Genomic DNA, 15,963 nt, shown 5'->3' with positions numbered 1-15,963 from the left:
GCCTGCCTGGCGGCAGGCCGTTACCGGCCTGCACACAAAAAAACTGACAGTCCCGTCGGCCGTACCGCACGCGGTGGTGGCCTGCCGCCAGGCAGGGCTCTATTCATTCGTTCCGGCAGTTTTTTTGCCTAGAAAGCACCCACCGCCACACCCCCTCGATCACTGTCTGACCCACCCCAAAATGCACGAAGCCATGCGGGGCCTCTCGCACCACCCATAGGTCAACCGCCGCGACCTCTCCCCAGCGCGTCGCCATCTGTAGCGTGTCGTCCAGCAACGGGTCGCGTTCCCCAACGATCAGTAAAGCCGGTGGCAGGCCGTTCAGATCCGCATACAGCGGCGACAGTGGCGGCGTCCGACGTTGCTCATCGCTCAGTCCTGGGGTCAGTCGACGCAGCGCGTTTACCATCCCTGGCCCATCCAGCACCAGGGTATCGGGACCTGCAGCGTGCACGCTGGGAGTGCCGGTAAGGTCGTACACACCGTAGTAGAGCACCGCACCCTGGATGCGTCGCAGCAGCTCGGGCCATGCCTTGAGGCCTAGCAAGCAGGCGGCGCAAAGATGCGCCCCAGCTGACTCACCCACGACGATCACCGGCAGCCCTCGGAAGGTCGGGTTGCAAGGGTCGAGCAACCAGCGTGCAGCGATGAGGCAGTCTTGTATCTGTTCTTCGAGGGACGCACCTGGCGCAAGACGGTAGTCGATAGACACCACCGCCGCTTCGCAGGCAGTGATAAGGCCCAGGTTCAGAGCATCATTCATGCTCGGATTACCGATCACCCAGCCGCCACCGTGGATGTCGAGCACTACGACCTTGGGCGCACCCTTGGGGTACAGGATGCGTACCGAAGCCTTCGCGTCTTCCACGCCGACAATTTTGCGCTCAGCACGTACCCCGTGCCGAACGAGCTTGCTGTTTCGCAATTGGCTCAGTTTGAGCAGACCCTGAATGCTTCGAAGCACAAGTTTATGGGGGATGCGAAAGCGCGGCAGCCGAGCCAGGACCTTATTAAGTCGGCGCATTTGCGCGAGCTCGTGGTCTGTGCCACCAACGATTTGACGGTTCAACATGGCATGGGCTCCAGTGGTACAGATGTATACGTTGACCGCATGGCTGCACTTGCGGTTGCAAGTCAATCCATCTGCCACTAGTCAATGAAGCGCTTGACAACCTGTGTACGTCAGCCACTTAACTCGGTTCTGCGCTATCGGGGGAAGTCGATACCGTATTCGTCGACCAGCTTGGTCAGGCGCTGCGGCCTGATGCCGAGCACCTTGGCCATACTCGGCATGCCGATATCACTAAAAGTGCTGCGGAGCACGAGCGCCAGAGGGTTGTAGCTCCTTACCACCAGGTGCCGTAAGAACGTCGGCAAGTCTCTGGTACAGCGCTTCCTTGCTACAGACCGGATAAGGCGCACGGGTTTCTCGATTGAGGAGACTTGAGACAGTGGAAAAAACTCGATTCTGGAGCTTACTGACGCTCAGCAACCGTCGGTCGAACGCGGTGTTTTTACTCTCTGGCCCAGTTCGCAAGCGCACCTTGTTTGCCTGCGGGGCATTCCACCGGTCAGGCTCCTTCAGGGGTGGCGTAGGGGGGAGCGGACGATAAGCGGTACCAGGCCAGTGACGGGTTACGAAAGCGAGAAAACGCGCGGTAAATAATCATTCTCATTTGCTGTATTATCGCGGTTGATTTCTTTAGTCTCCCGGTCAGGACTTACCTGATCCGCCGCCCATAACAGGTCCCTATGTCTACCTCCGACTTCCCCCGCAAGCGCGTAATGAATGCTGTCTGGCTGCCGCTCGGCCTGGTCGCCACCGTCGTGGCCCCGTTCGCATCGGCGCAGACCGAGCGTGAAGACCCGCTTGAAACCTCTCAGCCCGCAGCCGCCAACGGTAATGCAGCGGCTGTTGTAGAACTGGGCGAAACAGCCATTACCGCGAGTGCTGATGCATCGCGCGACGGGTTGACGCCCGAGTACGAGGGCGGTCAGGTCGCACGTGGCGGGCGGGTGGGGATCCTGGGCAACAAGGACTACATGGAGACGCCGTTCACCTCCACGTCCTATACCAATCAGCTGATTCAGGACCAGCAGGCGCACAGTGTTGCGGACATCCTGCAGAATGATCCCTCAGTACGCGTCGCGCGGGGCTTTGGCAACTTCCAGGAGTTGTACATGGTACGGGGTTTTCCCCTGTACTCGGACGACATTGCCTACAACGGCTTGTATGGTCTTCTGCCGCGCCAGTACGTGGCATCCGAGTTCATCGAACGGGTAGAGGTGTTCCGCGGTGCCAGTGCGTTCCTCAATGGCGCAGCGCCAGGCGGTACCGGGATTGGCGGGGCGATCAACATCCTGCCCAAGCGTGCGCCCAATGAACCGCTGACCCGGCTGACTGCCGGGGTTGAAGACAGGGGCTTCGGTACGGTGGCTGCCGATGTGGCACGGCGCTTTGGCGAGCAGGATGAATGGGGCGTGCGGGTGAACGTGGCCAAGCGCGCTGGGGAAACGGCCGTGGAAGACCAGGACCGGTCGCTGGACATGTTTGCGTTGGGGCTGGATTACCAGGGCGAGCGGCTGCGCTTGTCGGCCGACGTGGGCCATCAGTATCACTTCATTGATAATCCGTTGCCGAGTGTGACGCCCGTTGGGGTTGTTCCTGGCGCACCGCATGCTGACAAGAACTACGGACAATCCTGGACCTATTCCAAGGAAAAGCAGACGTTCGGAACGTTTCGCGCCGAGTATGACCTGAGCGACGACGTGACCACCTGGGCCGCCATCGGCATGCGCCAGGGTGAAGAGAAGAACGTGCTGGCCAACCCCTCGTACAAGGGCGGCGGAATTACCACCGCAAATCGTTTCGACAACTACCGCGAAGAGACGGTGACCACCGGGGAAGTGGGCATGCGCTGGAGCGTGAATACCGGTCCGGTGTCTCACCAGTGGGTGGTCTCGGGTGCAATGTATGACACCAAGGACCGCAACGCCTGGGCTGGTAACTTCGGTGGATTCGCGGATGACCTCTACCACCCGGCCGGTTTTGCCAAGCCGGACAATGTGAGCTTCAGCGGCTCGATGTCGGATCCTCACATCACTTCCCGCACACACACGCAAAGCCTTGCTATCGCCGACACCCTCGGCTTCTTCGACGATCAGTTGCAAGTCACCTTGGGCGCACGCCGTCAGGGGCTTGATGTCACTGGCTACGACTACAACAGCGGCGACAAGACCTCCAAATACAATCGCTACGAAACGACGCCCGTGGTAGGCGCCGTCTACCAGTTGAATGAACAGTTCTCGGTGTATGCCAACTACATCGAAGGCTTGGCCAAAGGCGACACAGCCGGCGCCACCACCACGTTGCCAGACGGTACCCGCGCGCCGATCCTCAACGCCGGCACCTCCCTCGCGCCCTACATCGCCAAGCAGACCGAACTCGGCCTCAAGTATGACGGCGGCGGCCTGGGCGGCAGTGTCGCCGTGTTCGAGACGCGCAAACCCACCAGCATCGTCGAGAACCAGGTGTTCAAGGACGGCGGCGAACAGCGTAACCGCGGTATCGAACTGTCGATGTTTGGCGAGCCTACCGAGGGCGTGCGGCTGCTGGGCGGCGTTACGCTGCTGGATGCCGAGCTGAGCAAGACGCAGAACGGCGCCGACGATGGCAATCGGGCGATCGGTGTGCCGAAAACCCAGGCAAACCTTGGCGGCGAGTGGGACGTTCCCGGTCTCGATGGCCTGACCCTGACCAGCCGCGTGGTGTACACCAGCCGTCAGTACGTGAACAACAGCAATACCCTGGACATCCCGTCCTGGACGCGTCTTGACCTCGGCGCACGCTACGGTTTCAAGGTCGAGGACAAGGACGTGACCTTGCGCGCTCGGCTGGACAACGTCGCGGGCCGGGATTACTGGGCTTCGGCCGGTGGCTATCCGGGCTCTTCGTACCTGGTGCTGGGGGCGCCGCGCACCTTCTCGGTCAGTGCATCGGTCGATTTCTGAGTAACGCCCAGGCGCTGCAATGACGATGCATCGGTCATCAGCGCTGGATGCGCCAAGGGGCGCTTCGCGGCCCATGGCGCCATGCTTGATTGATCTGTTAGAGCACTTGGCAGCGTTTGCTGATCCGTGTTGAACGATTGTTTACCGAACCACTCCGAACTCTATCTGCGGCTTGATGCCGCCACTGCAAGGCAGTGAATCAACAGGAGTTTCGGCAGTGTCCAACAGTGATCTTCGTGTCGACAACCGTTTCACGGCCGATGTACTTGGGCATCCGAAAGACATCTTCTTCGCCGCCGTTGAAAGCACGCGCATGCCGATGATCGTGACCGATCCCAATCGGCCCGATAATCCGATCATTTTCGCCAACCAGGCTTTCCTGGAAATGACCGGCTACGCGGACACGGAGATACTGGGGCGCAACTGCCGTTTCCTGCAGGGTGAAGACACCGATCCCGATGCGATTGCCTCGATTCGTGAGGCAGTGAAACAGCGCCACGACTTTTCCACCGAAGTGCTCAACTACAAGAAAGATGGCAGCTCGTTCTGGAATGCGCTGTTCATTTCGCCGATCTATAACGAAGCTGGAAAGCTGACCTACTTCTTCGCCTCGCAGCTGGATGTAAGCCGCCGGCGTGATGCCGAGGAGGCGCTGCGTCAGTCGCAGAAAATGGAGGCCTTGGGGCAACTCACTGGCGGCATTGCGCATGACTTCAACAATCTTCTTCAGGTCATCGGCGGTTATATCTCGCTGTCCAAGGCGGCTGCCGAAAGAGCTTCGCCTGACTTGGGCAAGATTTCCCGCAACTTGGGCTTTGCCAACGATGCTGTGGAGAAAGCCACCACACTGACCAAACAACTGTTGGCCTTTTCACGCAAGCAGAAGCTGCAAGGGCGCGTGATCAGCCTCAACCAACTGCTCAAAGACTCGAACGTGCTGATCGACCGCACGATGGGTGAGGGCGTCGAGGTCAGGTTCGACCTTGATCCGCAGCTACACAACTGTCGCATCGACCCCGCTCAGGCCGAGAGTGCCCTGTTGAACGTGGTGATCAATGCACGAGATGCCATGGTGGGCAGTGCGCAACAGCAGTTGCACATTCAGACCCGCAATGTGGTGGTCACACCGGAGGCTCGATCCTCCTATGAGGGTCTGCTACCGGGTGATTATGTGTGCGTTGCGATTACTGACACCGGGGAAGGTATGCCCGAGGAGGTAATGGCGCGCGCCATGGATCCGTTTTTCACCACCAAGGAAGAAGGCAAGGGCACCGGTCTTGGCCTGTCCATGGTGTATGGCTTCGCCAAGCAGTCGCGCGGCATTGCGCGCATCTACTCGGAGCCAGGTATCGGCACCACGTTGCGGCTGTATTTTCCCGCCGATGACAGTGACGTGCAGCCACTCGACAAGCGCAAAGCCACTTCGCCCAAGTCTGGGCATGAGCGAGTGCTGGTGGTGGAAGATCGCAGTGACGTGGCCGAACTGGCCCGCAACATACTGGAAGAGTATGGCTATACCCCGACCATTGCCGTCGATGCCAGGCAGGCATTGGCGCTGATCGACCAGCAGCAGGAGTTCGATCTGCTGTTCACCGATCTGATCATGCCCGGTGGGATGAATGGCGTATCCCTTGCGCGCAAAGTGCAATCGCTCAAACCCACCATCAAAGTCTTGTTGACGACCGGCTATGCCGAAAGCTCCATAGAGCGCACGGATGTCGGCGGTTCGGAATTCGAAGTGATCGCCAAGCCCTATCTGCCCTTCGATCTGGCGCGCAAAGTTCGTCAGGTGCTTGACTCACCTGGGGGTGTCTGAAGACGTACGGCTGCCCCACGACGCGGCGTGGGGCCTCTGATACCTGGAAATGGCCGAATAGCCACTGAGTCCCTACGGAATTTTTCAAAACTTTTCAGCATCTATGTGCAACGACTTTGCAGTGTGATATCACTGCGCCTACGATAGCTTGCTAAGTAATAACTCAGGAAATCCGTGATCATGAAAACAGTCATCGCCGCTGCGGTGTTTTCGCTATTTGCCGTCTCTGTAAATGCAACCGAACTCTCAGGTGCCATTGGCGCGACCAGCCAAGGCGGCCTGACTGCCCGTGTGGGCGTTGGCTTCGACTGGGACAAACGCTGGCTCGAATCCAGCGTGGGTCACCTGACCGGTTACTGGGACGCTGGCTACACCTACTGGGAAGCCGGCGACGCCGCCGGTGGCACCCACTCGCTGTCATTCGCGCCGGTATTCGTCTATGAATTCGGCAATGGCGACATCAAGCCCTTCATCGAGGCCGGTATCGGGGTAGCCGTATTCTCCGGCACTTCGGCGGGTGACAAGGAATTTGGCAGCGCCTTCAACTTTGAAGACCGCATTGGCGCGGGCCTGAAGTTTGGCGACGGTCAGCGTGTCGGTATCCGCGCGACGCATTATTCCAATGCGGGCATCAAGCAGCCAAACGATGGCATTGAATCGTATGCGCTGTTCTACAGCCATCAGATCTGAGTTCAGGTACTGGATGCAAAGCCCGCCGAGTGCGGGCTTTTTTTTTAAGGGAGGGAGCAACATGCGATTTCTGATGGCCGGTTTGGGGTTGGTGCTGCTGGCAGGGTGCGTGACGACCGCTGACCTTGAAGGCAACAAACCTTCTATAAGTGTGGTGAGTAAGAGAGATCCAAAGCAGTACGCCATGTGCGTATTTCCCAAATGGCAGGCAGCCCGGACGGATTCATTCATGGTGGAGACAACCAATGGTTACCGCTTGTGGGTAGCTAATAGCGGTCTGGCAGACGAGCTCCTAGATGTGACCAAGACGCCCAATGGCAGTCTGATCGAGTTAAAGCAGCGCATGTCTTGGTCCCCTGGTCTAGGACGAGACGCCATCGAAAAGTCAGTTCGAGATTGCTTATAAAATTCAAGTCCACAGCCGCCTCCGGGCGGTTTTTTTATGTCTGGAGGAAACATGGCGGCACTCACGCAGCATTTCGTCAACATCAAACTACCGGGTGGACGAACCCCAGCGGGGCGACATGCTCGTCATGGCCGTGGGGCGTACCGCTCACCCGAACCATGCTGGTAGTTACCTGGGCACTGATCCGCAGCTGCCGGGCGAGCGAGTTGAGGTGTTCGATCCCGGTCCGTTCATGCTGCATCACCTACCTGGTAGGCCATCGGCAATCACCGTGTACGGCGGGCCATGGCTCGACCGGACGAGGCTTGTGTTGCGCCATCGAGATGATGGTTTACTGGGCCGCCAGGCTGCTAAAGTCGCGGTTTTCAGGGAGGGTGCAACATGCGATTTCTGATGGCCGGTTTTGCTGGCAGGGTGTGCAACATCGCCGGTTCCGTTGAGTGAAGCCGTCTAGGCGCCGTCTGAGCGAGTAACTGGTTACCAAGAGCCTTTGGAGGGTGGCGGAACCCTAATCGTCGTTCGTGATCGCGGCATAACAGGCAGTGGCTGCTACGCCACAGTATTCCTGAATGGGAAGCCCGTAGCTCGACTTGACACTAAAGAGAGGGCATCTTTTTACGTTCCAGCAGGTCATTGGACGTTAGGTGCAGGGCTTGATGGGAATGGCTTATGCTCGTTCGGCAATGAGCGGCTAGAAGACTCTGTTGTCATTGAGCCCAGGCAACTTAAAAAGTATCGCATCTACACATCTTCAGAAGGCGAGGTCGGAATCAAGGCCTCCAGATTGTGACAGAACCGACTTCGGGCGGTTTTTTATTGATCGACCTATGGCTTTACCAGAGCAAGGTATTGCGCGTTGAAAATCCAGCACAATTCTTTGCTCATAGCTGCTCCATTCATTGTGTACTTGCTGGGAGACGAGCGCGTGTTTGCCAAGGACACAACAAAGTCCGCCGTGTGCGGAATTTTTTTGCCTGGAGAAAGATCATGGTCGCACCCCGTGTACCAGAGAGCGTCCCCAGAGACATCGCATTTGTGATGCTTGACTCAATACTCAAGCCTTCGAATGGGCACGCTACCCTTGCGAAGCTGCTGATAGCCGGTGTAGGGCAGGATGACCGTGTCCGCAACGGCCGACAGCCCCATGTCCACGAACACCGTTTCTGCAGACCAGTGACTGCCCGATCGGGCAGGGCCGTTCAAGGTGCAGAACTGATACATCAACCCGCTGTAGGCGCGCGGAATCGAATGACAGTCCGATCCCCAATGGGCAAGTTTATCTACCGCTTTGGACTCGTCGGAGACGGTCTCGATGGTGCCGCATCCGCTTAACGCTGCCGTAAACGCCGCGCCTATCCATAGCTTGTTCATCTGCCAACTCCTGCTGTGAGGAGCAGATCATAGCGCATCTATTTTCCATCCCGCTTCCACAACTATCGCCCGAAGCCAGACAGCCACCCGCACCGCGATGGTGCTCTCCGACCTGCTCGCACGGGCTGATGCTCGAGCGGGAGAGCTGGCGAAAGCGTATGACCAGGCCAGAATAGCGGGGCACCAGTGCGTGCAGGAGTACGACGGGTTGCGCTATCGCATACTGAACCTTCCAGCTCGTTAGAATGTGCATGTCCAAGCACCAGCCAAGAGGCCTTACCTTGTCAGAGCATCGCATCGACCATTCCCCCTCGACCACGAGCGACATCACCCACGCCTGTAGCGCCCTTGGCTTGTCAGCAGACGCCTGGCCCGTGCGGTTCTGGCAGCAGCGCAGCGGTGGCGCAATGCTGGAGGATCAGGTGCAGATCTATGCGACCGCCGACATCGAGGAGCGCAACCACACCTATGAAGTCGCCGATTATTTCCCCGGCTGGGTCGCGGTGGGGGACGACTCCGGGGGCGCTTGATTCTGGCCGCTCGCCAAGGCGAGAAGGGGCTGTGGCTGGTGGATGCGGGGGCGGGGACGCTGGACTGGGCTGACTGGTTCGAGCACTTGGATCAATTGCTGGAATCGGTGCGCGAGGGGAGATAGGCGGGGGCTAGCGGACACGGCCACGTGCTCTTGATGGGCGACGTCTAGCGTCGGCTCGGCTGGGGGCTGCGTTGCAGCGTTCGCGACCATTCCCGGGAGGCGCTGATCCGCTGGAAACCGGGCGCCTGAAAACGCTCGCCTGCCCGGCCCGAGCCCAGCGCATCCGTGGTCTAGCCCTCGCGCCGGTTCGCTACCCCAAACGGTACGTGCACCATCGGCAAGCCACCGGCCGGGAAGTCCAGGTGGCTGCGCTGATCATCGAAGAACATGTGCGGTTTGAGAATCGACAGCACGCGTGCCTTTTCCATGCCGCCCAGGAAGAACGACTCATCTGGCGATACGCCCCAGTCCTTCAGCGTGGTCACGACCCGTTCGTGGGAGGGGGCGTTGCGTGCGGTGACGATGGCGATGCGCAGGATGCGTCGGTAGTCGGGGTCTTCGCTCAGGCGCTGGTCTTCCAGCGTGCGGATCTGCGACAGCTTGCGAAACAGGTCGGCCAACGGGCCTGGCTGGTGCGGGATGGCCTTGCGAGTTTGCTCGTGAGCCTGGAAGGCGTTGAGGTCCAGCGCTTGCTTGTACACCGTCTCGGCTTCGTCGTCGGCGATCACGCCGTCGAAGTCGAAAGCCACGCGCAGTTCATGGTCGATTTCGTCGTCGTAGACCTTGCTCGGCAGTACCAGGCCGGCGGGGTAACTGGCTTCGATGGCCCGTTGCACGTCGCTTTCATTGGCGCTGAGGAACAGCGAGGCGTTGAAGGCGGGGATGTACGCGTAGGGCGAGCGGCCGGACATGAACGCAGCGCGGCTGATGTCCAGCCCGTAGTGCTCGATGGAGCGGAACACCCGCAGGCCGGTCTCGGGTGAGTTGCGTGAGAGCAGCACTACTTCCACGGGCAACTGGGCCGGAAATGCCTGGTTGATGCTTAAAAATCGTCGAATGAACGGGAACGCCACGCCCCGTGCAAAGGGCTGGTCGATATTCCGCTCATGGTGCTCGCGGTAGGCTTCCACGCCGTGGGTAGCGTAGATGGCGTCGGACTCGCTGAGGTCGAACAGCGCGCTGGACGCGACGCCGACCACCAGTTTTGCGTCGATCAGGTAGGGCATGCGGCGGGTCCTCTGGCGCAGTGGCAGGGTCTTCGACCCCGCGCGGTGGGATGGTGCTCAGTGAAAGGCTGGCTGGGTGCCCTGGGCGAAATTGCGCAGGCGCTCGCCTTCGAGACGGTACTTGATCCACTCGCTCTGCGCCTCGGCGCCCACCGCTTCATAGAAGCCGATGGCCGGGGTGTTCCAATCCAGCACGCTCCATTCCAGGCGGCCGTAACCCTTGTTCAGCGCTTCGAGCGCGATGTGCTGCAGCAGTTGACGACCGGCGCCACCACCACGATGTTCGGGGGTGATGTACAGGTCTTCGAGGTAGATGCCGTGCTTGCCAAGCCAGGTCGAGTAGCTGGTGAAGTACACGGCAAAGCCGATGGCCACGCCATCGCGCTCGCAAATCAGGCCGCTGACGTTGCTCGGCTCATCGAACAAGGTGCGCTCGATGTCGGCGACCGAGGCGATGACCTCGTGGCGCGCACGCTCGTAGTCGGCAAGTTCGGTGATGAACGCGAGAATTTGCGCGGCATCGGCGCGTTGTGCCGGGCGGATGGAGACGGGCATGGCAAGGCTTCCAAGTCAGAAAAGGCCGTATTCTAGCCATAAGGCGAGGTGCAATGGCAGTGTAAAGCGAGCTTGACATTCAAAGTTTCAACGCTTTCAATGTCAAGCACACTTTACATCGAGGATCACCCTATGCCGCCCAAGCGTTTTGGATTGGCGTTTGCCCTGGCGATGAGCGCCTACGCACTGTCCGTGCTGATCAGCAGTTACTACCTGCCGTTTCTCCAGTCGCCGGTCAGCAGAGCCTTGGTGGCACTCACGCCGGTGCCCGCCATGCTGGCCATGGCTTGGGTGGTGATTCGCCAGATCCGCAGCCTCGATGAACTGCATCGGCGGATTCAGCTTGAAGCGCTGGGGATGGCGTTCGTGGTCACGGTGCTGATTACCTTCAGCTACGGCTTTCTGGAAACGGCGGGCCTGCCGCGTCTGTCGATGTTCATGGTCTGGCCGCTGATGGGGGCGCTGTGGGCAGCCGGTACTGTGCTCGGCGTCAGGCGCTACCGATGAACAATCGTGTGCGCGAGCTGCGCGCTGAGCAGGGCTGGTCCCAGGCCGAGTTGGCCGAGCGCCTGGGTGTGTCGCGGCAAACGGTCAATGCCATCGAAACCGGTCGCTACGACCCGAGCCTGCCCCTGGCCTTCAGCGTGGCACGGGTGTTCGCGCAACCCATCGAAGCGATATTCAAGCCCGATTGATCGGTACAGAAAGGTGTATGGGAAAAATATCGGGAAACTGTACATGTCTGGAATGACATGCCCTTCGCTACTGTAGTGCCTCGATCTTCCCCCTTTCTGGACGCCAGACCATGCTCGGTTCCTACGATCTGCTCACCGCATTCGTGCTCTTCGCCTTCGTTTCTTCCATCACCCCAGGGCCCAACAACACCATGTTGCTGGCCTCCGGGGTGAACTTCGGGGTGCGTCGCAGCGTGCCGCATGCGCTAGGCGTGAGCGTGGGGTTCATGGTCATGGTGATGGCAGTAGGCTTCGGCCTGGGTGAAGTGTTCAAGGCCTGGCCAGTGCTCTACACCGTACTGCGCTATGTCGGGGCGACCTACCTGCTGTACCTGGCCTGGAAGATCGCTACCTCCGGGCCTATGTCCGAGAGCACCGGTAACGAGCGCAAGCCCATGAGCTTCTTCGGTGCGGCGGCATTCCAGTGGGTCAACCCCAAGGCCTGGGTGATGGCTGTGGGCGCTATCACCACGTATGCGCCGGCCGACGGCTATCTTCAAAATGTGGTGGTGATCGGGTTGCTGTTCGCCCTGGTCAACCTGCCGAGCGTAGGCATCTGGGTGATGTTCGGCAGCGGCCTGCGCAACCTGCTGCGCACGCCACGTTGGCTGATGCTGTTCAATGTCCTGATGGCCCTGTTGCTGGTGATGTCGCTGTACCCGTTGCTGTTTGTTGAATCATCGTTCTCCTGACGGCACGCGTTGAGATGTCTGATGCAACTGATCCCCTGGTCCTACCGCACCCCTGACGGATTCATCTTGCGCGGCTGGCGCTCGCCGGCCAGCGGCAAGCCGTTGCTCCACGTGCTGCATGGCAACGGTTTTTGCGGGCTCGTGTACCGGCCAATGCTGGTACTGCTCAGCGCGCACTTCGACCTGTGGTTGAGCGATGTACAAGGCCATGGTGAGAGTGATCATGGCGGGGCATTTCGTGGCTGGGACCGCAGCGCGGAGCTGGCGCTGGCGGCGTTCGAGGCAGGGCGCGGAGTGTATGGGCAGGTCGTGTGTCATGCCGTGGGACACAGCTTTGGTGGCGTACTGACTGGCCTGATGCTGGCGCAGCGGCCCGGCGTGTTCGCCAGGGCGGTGCTGCTGGATCCCGTACTGTTCAGCCGGCGCATGATCGCGCTGATGCAGGTAGCGCGATGGTTCCGCTTGCACCGCCATCATGGGCTGGCGCGCAAGGCTGCCGCTCGACGCAGTGAATGGCCGGATCGACAGGTGGCGCAGGCGTCATTGCAGGGGCGCGGGATCTTCAAGGGCTGGAGCGGGGATGCGTTGGACGCTTACCTCGAACATGCCCTCATGCCGAGCCCAGAGGGTGTCGCGCTCAAGTGCAGGCCATCGCGGGAGGCGGAGATTTTCAGCACCATGGCGCAGCGGCTCTGGCCGAATCTCCTGCAGATCGTAATCCCGACGCTTATCTTGCACGGGGAGCGCAGCTATCCATTTGTCGCGCCATCGGCGAGGCGGCTGGCACGGTTGAATGGCCTGGTCTGTGAGCGGGAGGTGCCAGGTGGGCATTGCTTCATGCAGGAGGACGCTGTGTCGGCGGCAGGCTGGGTGGTTGAATTTCTGGGTGGCAAGGTGGGTTAGGGGAGGGCGCTGCAGCAGCGATCATCAGAGGTAGGTTGGCCGCCCGTGGTCTTGGCGGAGGCGGCCAGTAAGGACTCGGCGGGTCACTGTTGACTCTATGGCAGGCGCGGCTGACTTGGTTCAGGTGTCATGGATTACTGGACAAGGCGCGGTCTGGGCTATTGCGGCTGCTCTGCAGCCCATCGCGACTGAAGTCGCTCCTACAGTGAGTACGTCGGGCTACCCAAGTGTAGGTAAGCGTGGTCAATGTAGGAGCGACTTCAGTCGCGATGGCCGGCAAAGCCGGGCCGATTCAGGCGCCGCGCAACAGCAGCTAAGTGGAGGTTGCAACCATGGGTCGGCTCCGCCGTCCATCGCGGCAGTAGCCGCTCCTGGCTACCTAGTTGCGACTGAGACACTCAAGCAATTGTACGATCTCGAATGATGGTGTTCCCGCGCACGGCACCATCCTGTGTGAGCAGCCGGTCCGGCGCTCCGGTCAGTCGCGATGGGCTGCTGAGCAGCCCCAACCGATTCAACTCGACAGGCACTGGCCACCTAGCCCGCAATCTTGCTCCACACCAACTGCTGATGGCGCACCGGTGCCGGTTTCACGGCAGGTTCACCGTGGTGGCGGCGCGCCACCCTCAATACGCCCCACAGCAGCGCCAGCGCTACTGCCACCCAGGCACTCAACAGGCTTAAAAGGGTCATCGCCAGGCTCATGGAAAGCTCCTTTGCTTTGTTCGTCCTCTCTAGAGAGTTGACTGCCCGGGGTGCCAGGGATTCAAACGGATCGTCTACTCCACCCGACCAGCGGCATCATAGATGCCCGCTGCTGTTGACGATGCGCAGGCACAAGGCCTCGTACGGGTCGAGGTTGATCATCAGTCGGCCGTCCTCGGTGAGGTCGCCTTCGACCGTCTCGTTGATCATGTCCACGACCGTGCCCGGGGTGAAGCCAGTGAGTTGCAGCTCCTCTGCGATTGCCGTCTGGCCGAAGTTCAGCGCGCTGATCTGCGTGCCGCGCCCGGCAGGCAGCTCGTGCACCATGACCAGCAGACCTGGGCTGCTGACATCCGGAACGAGGATCTGCCGCGCCGTGGCAATACCATAGGCCTGACGCACGGCCAGCAACTTCTTCACCTGGCTGGCGAACGAATCGCTGCGTTCGAGCTGTTCATCCAGGCTGCCGTACAGTGCACGGGCCCGCGGCATGCCGCGTACCGAGCTGTCGTGGTCCGGCGCCAGGCCTGCCAGGTCGTAACCGCCGCGATGGATCCAGCGTGTGTCGCCATCCAGCATGCGCTCGGCCACCGCCTCGGCCGGCAAGGGCAGGGCGCCCACCATGTCCCAGCCCGACAACGCCACCACACCGGGCTGCATGGCGTTGTACATCACCAGCAGCAGGTGCACCTTCTGGATCTGCTCGATATCCGCAGCCGTGATCGGGCCCAGGTCACGAATGCCCAGCGCCGCGGTGATCAGGCTGGCCGTGGTGCAGGAGATCCCGTTGGTGACGAAGCGCAGGTTGTACGGGGCGTGCTCGCCCGACAGCCGCTCGTAGATTTCTTCGCGGATGTGCTCGCGCAGAATGCTGCCTGGCAGGGTCTGGCCCTTGAAGTGATACATGTCGTGGGCGTGCAAGGTCCAGAAGTGCACCAGCTCGACCGTCAGTTCGTCGTGGTTCTGCAACGCGTGAATCAAGGACGCAGGGTCAATCTCGAAGGCCTGCATTTCCTTGAACATCAGGCGCAGGAATTCGGTGTCGCCGGTGAGCAGGGCGTGCTGATAGGCCGGGCGGGTGATGAAGTCATAGGACAGGTCTGCGCCGCCCTTGGACATCTGCGCGATGTCATCCAGTGTCAGGTTCAGCTCCTGGAAACTGAACCCGCCGGCCTTGCGCACCATGCCCCCGATGATCTGGTTGCCCACCAGCGACAGTGGATGGCTCTCGGACCAGGCCGTGCCCTCGGCGCGGGTCTCGACGCCGAGAAAGCCGTTGGCATCGAGCCGCAGCCCGCGCGCGCCCAGGCAATCGAGCGCGTGCAGGGCATCGCCGATGATCATCTGCTGCGCGGTGAAGCTCGGGTCAAGCCAGTTCAGCGAAGGCTGGCCTTCCTTGAAGTAGTGCAGGTACACCCAGCGCCGGGTCACGCCGTCCACGCCGGTTACCGGCGGGGTAGCGCTCCAGTCGGTTTCCTTCACACCCGGCTCGAAGAAGATCACCCGTTGCAACTGGCCGACGATGTAGTGGCGGGCCTTGAGCTCATCGCACTGGGCCGGGAGCAGGTTGACGGCATCGCGCCCGGCGGGCACCTCCGGCAGCAGGTTCCAGTCTTCCTCGCGGACTTCGACCATGTGGTAGAGGCCCGGGTACGCCCCGTGAGCCATTTCTGCCAGGCGGAAATCCGCGCCCTTGCCGGTGTGTGAGGGGATCAGGTCGTCGATGGTCACGGCGTTGTGCGCTGCGGCCAGGCGGCTCATCTGCACCAGTTCCTGCTCGGTGCCGTAGAGCGGGTCGATGTCGAAGCTGATGCGGTCGAAGTTGCCATCCACGCTCGGCGTGAAACCGCGCTCGCGCACGCCACCGGATTGCTTGATCGGGCCGGTGTGAATGCCTTGCACGCCCATGTCGGACAAGCGCTTCCACAGCGCTTCATGGCCCAGGGCGCCGAGCACCGAGCAGCCTTCAGGGGCGATGATGGCGTCGGGGTACACGGTCAGCCACACCGAAGCGATTTGCGTGGCGCGGCGCGGCTGGGCCTCGGCAAAGGGATTGAGCCACAGCCGCGACTGGCCCGAGTAGAGCCGGGCGCGGTCCTGGGAGGCCTTGAGCATGGACTGCTCTTCGAGCCATTTCACGTACGACGGATCAGGGTGAGACATCGGGCGTCCTCTATGTGCGCAGTTCCGGGGTATCCCTCTCTGACGGCGTGGCGCGCGGTACGTTCGTCCGGGCTTGCACGCGAACGGTTAGCGCACGCGCGTGTTGCGCCGACCGGCCGAAGTTGGCACGCTTGCTCGCGGCTTCCAAGCCATGGC

General features: G+C 60.8%; 16 protein-coding genes and 1 pseudogene. 11 read left to right on the top strand and 6 right to left on the bottom strand.

Annotation, left to right across the window (positions count from 1 at the left end):
* Window positions 1–103: 103 nt before the first annotated feature.
* Entirely contained in the window at window positions 104–1,072 is a 969-nt protein-coding gene (locus RT028_RS12215) for an alpha/beta hydrolase (RefSeq protein ID WP_312935167.1), read from the bottom strand.
* A gap of 680 nt (window positions 1,073–1,752) precedes the next feature.
* On the opposite strand from RT028_RS12215, the gene RT028_RS12210 reads away from it, so the two are divergent.
* From RT028_RS12210 to RT028_RS12190, 5 genes and pseudogenes are all read left to right on the top strand, one after another.
* Window positions 1,753–4,011: a TonB-dependent receptor gene (locus tag RT028_RS12210; RefSeq protein ID WP_409567248.1), complete on the top strand. Its 2,259-nt coding sequence runs from the start codon at window positions 1,753–1,755 to the stop codon at window positions 4,009–4,011.
* Between the two features lie 217 nt (window positions 4,012–4,228).
* Complete coding sequence (locus tag RT028_RS12205) at window positions 4,229–5,827, top strand: histidine kinase famiy protein (protein WP_312935163.1); 1,599 nt, start codon at window positions 4,229–4,231, stop codon at window positions 5,825–5,827.
* 180 nt (window positions 5,828–6,007) lie between these two features.
* Window positions 6,008–6,517, top strand: a complete 510-nt coding sequence (locus RT028_RS12200) for an acyloxyacyl hydrolase (RefSeq protein ID WP_312935162.1) — start codon at window positions 6,008–6,010, stop codon at window positions 6,515–6,517.
* 61 nt (window positions 6,518–6,578) lie between these two features.
* Window positions 6,579–6,923, top strand: coding sequence for a hypothetical protein (locus RT028_RS12195; protein ID WP_312935161.1), 345 nt, complete (start codon window positions 6,579–6,581; stop codon window positions 6,921–6,923).
* Window positions 6,924–7,014: 91 nt separating this feature from the next.
* Window positions 7,015–7,317 (top strand): annotated as a pseudogene (locus RT028_RS12190) (hypothetical protein); the annotation flags it as partial.
* 653 nt (window positions 7,318–7,970) lie between these two features.
* Here the strand turns inward: RT028_RS12190 and RT028_RS12185 are convergent.
* Entirely contained in the window at window positions 7,971–8,294 is a 324-nt protein-coding gene (locus RT028_RS12185; RefSeq protein ID WP_312935160.1) for a YceK/YidQ family lipoprotein, read from the bottom strand.
* A 97-nt stretch (window positions 8,295–8,391) separates the two neighbouring features.
* Here RT028_RS12185 and RT028_RS12180 point away from each other — a divergent pair, with 97 nt between their 5' ends.
* Together RT028_RS12180 and RT028_RS12175 are read left to right on the top strand one after the other, a co-directional pair.
* Window positions 8,392–8,538, top strand: coding sequence for a DUF2514 family protein (locus tag RT028_RS12180; protein WP_409567247.1), 147 nt, complete (start codon window positions 8,392–8,394; stop codon window positions 8,536–8,538).
* Between the two features lie 37 nt (window positions 8,539–8,575).
* Complete coding sequence (locus RT028_RS12175; protein WP_312935159.1) at window positions 8,576–8,824, top strand: hypothetical protein; 249 nt, start codon at window positions 8,576–8,578, stop codon at window positions 8,822–8,824.
* A gap of 295 nt (window positions 8,825–9,119) precedes the next feature.
* Here RT028_RS12175 and RT028_RS12170 read toward each other — a convergent pair whose 3' ends face one another.
* Together RT028_RS12170 and RT028_RS12165 are read right to left on the bottom strand one after the other, a co-directional pair.
* The gene (locus RT028_RS12170) at window positions 9,120–10,055 is read right to left on the bottom strand and encodes a 5'-nucleotidase (RefSeq protein WP_312935157.1); all 936 of its coding nucleotides are present in this window, start codon (window positions 10,053–10,055) and stop codon (window positions 9,120–9,122) included.
* Window positions 10,056–10,112: 57 nt separating this feature from the next.
* Window positions 10,113–10,610 (bottom strand): GNAT family N-acetyltransferase, encoded by a 498-nt coding sequence (locus RT028_RS12165; RefSeq protein ID WP_312935156.1) that lies wholly within the window; start codon window positions 10,608–10,610, stop codon window positions 10,113–10,115.
* Between the two features lie 132 nt (window positions 10,611–10,742).
* Between RT028_RS12165 and RT028_RS12160 the strand changes: the two genes are divergently transcribed.
* From RT028_RS12160 to RT028_RS12145, 4 genes are all read left to right on the top strand, one after another.
* Entirely contained in the window at window positions 10,743–11,117 is a 375-nt protein-coding gene (locus RT028_RS12160; protein ID WP_312935155.1) for a hypothetical protein, read from the top strand.
* Window positions 11,114–11,305 (top strand): helix-turn-helix transcriptional regulator, encoded by a 192-nt coding sequence (locus RT028_RS12155; protein ID WP_312935154.1) that lies wholly within the window; start codon window positions 11,114–11,116, stop codon window positions 11,303–11,305. The genes RT028_RS12160 and RT028_RS12155 overlap by 4 nt, the downstream gene beginning before the upstream one ends.
* 110 nt (window positions 11,306–11,415) lie before the next feature.
* The gene (locus RT028_RS12150; RefSeq protein WP_312935153.1) at window positions 11,416–12,036 is read left to right on the top strand and encodes a LysE family translocator; all 621 of its coding nucleotides are present in this window, start codon (window positions 11,416–11,418) and stop codon (window positions 12,034–12,036) included.
* 21 nt (window positions 12,037–12,057) lie between these two features.
* Entirely contained in the window at window positions 12,058–12,939 is an 882-nt protein-coding gene (locus RT028_RS12145) for an alpha/beta hydrolase (RefSeq protein ID WP_312935152.1), read from the top strand.
* A 537-nt stretch (window positions 12,940–13,476) separates the two neighbouring features.
* On the opposite strand, the gene RT028_RS12140 is transcribed toward RT028_RS12145, so the two are convergent.
* Both RT028_RS12140 and treS read right to left on the bottom strand, forming a co-directional pair.
* Window positions 13,477–13,644 (bottom strand): hypothetical protein, encoded by a 168-nt coding sequence (locus RT028_RS12140; RefSeq protein ID WP_312935151.1) that lies wholly within the window; start codon window positions 13,642–13,644, stop codon window positions 13,477–13,479.
* Between the two features lie 96 nt (window positions 13,645–13,740).
* Window positions 13,741–15,807 (bottom strand): maltose alpha-D-glucosyltransferase, encoded by a 2,067-nt coding sequence (gene treS, locus RT028_RS12135; RefSeq protein WP_312935150.1) that lies wholly within the window; start codon window positions 15,805–15,807, stop codon window positions 13,741–13,743.
* Between the last annotated feature and the right edge of the window lie 156 nt (window positions 15,808–15,963).

Origin of the sequence: Pseudomonas sp. (genome assembly GCF_032058845.1) — a bacterium.
Classification (GTDB): Bacteria; Pseudomonadota; Gammaproteobacteria; order Pseudomonadales; family Pseudomonadaceae; genus Aquipseudomonas.
This window is presented reverse-complemented; position numbering and strand designations above follow the sequence as displayed.

Bases quoted from the DNA above. Each gene is read 5' to 3' on its own strand.
- RT028_RS12215 (WP_312935167.1), bottom strand. From the start codon at position 1,072: ATGTTGAACCGTCAAATCGTTGGTGGCACAGACCACGAGCTCGCGCAA.
- RT028_RS12210 (WP_409567248.1), top strand. From the start codon at position 1,753: ATGTCTACCTCCGACTTCCCCCGCAAGCGCGTAATGAATGCTGTCTGG.
- RT028_RS12200 (WP_312935162.1), top strand. From the start codon at position 6,008: ATGAAAACAGTCATCGCCGCTGCGGTGTTTTCGCTATTTGCCGTCTCT.
- RT028_RS12195 (WP_312935161.1), top strand. From the start codon at position 6,579: ATGCGATTTCTGATGGCCGGTTTGGGGTTGGTGCTGCTGGCAGGGTGC.
- RT028_RS12185 (WP_312935160.1), bottom strand. From the start codon at position 8,294: ATGAACAAGCTATGGATAGGCGCGGCGTTTACGGCAGCGTTAAGCGGA.
- RT028_RS12180 (WP_409567247.1), top strand. From the start codon at position 8,392: ATGGTGCTCTCCGACCTGCTCGCACGGGCTGATGCTCGAGCGGGAGAG.
- RT028_RS12170 (WP_312935157.1), bottom strand. From the start codon at position 10,055: ATGCCCTACCTGATCGACGCAAAACTGGTGGTCGGCGTCGCGTCCAGC.
- RT028_RS12165 (WP_312935156.1), bottom strand. From the start codon at position 10,610: ATGCCCGTCTCCATCCGCCCGGCACAACGCGCCGATGCCGCGCAAATT.
- RT028_RS12160 (WP_312935155.1), top strand. From the start codon at position 10,743: ATGCCGCCCAAGCGTTTTGGATTGGCGTTTGCCCTGGCGATGAGCGCC.
- RT028_RS12155 (WP_312935154.1), top strand. From the start codon at position 11,114: ATGAACAATCGTGTGCGCGAGCTGCGCGCTGAGCAGGGCTGGTCCCAG.
- RT028_RS12150 (WP_312935153.1), top strand. From the start codon at position 11,416: ATGCTCGGTTCCTACGATCTGCTCACCGCATTCGTGCTCTTCGCCTTC.
- RT028_RS12145 (WP_312935152.1), top strand. From the start codon at position 12,058: ATGCAACTGATCCCCTGGTCCTACCGCACCCCTGACGGATTCATCTTG.
- RT028_RS12140 (WP_312935151.1), bottom strand. From the start codon at position 13,644: ATGAGCCTGGCGATGACCCTTTTAAGCCTGTTGAGTGCCTGGGTGGCA.
- treS (WP_312935150.1), bottom strand. From the start codon at position 15,807: ATGTCTCACCCTGATCCGTCGTACGTGAAATGGCTCGAAGAGCAGTCC.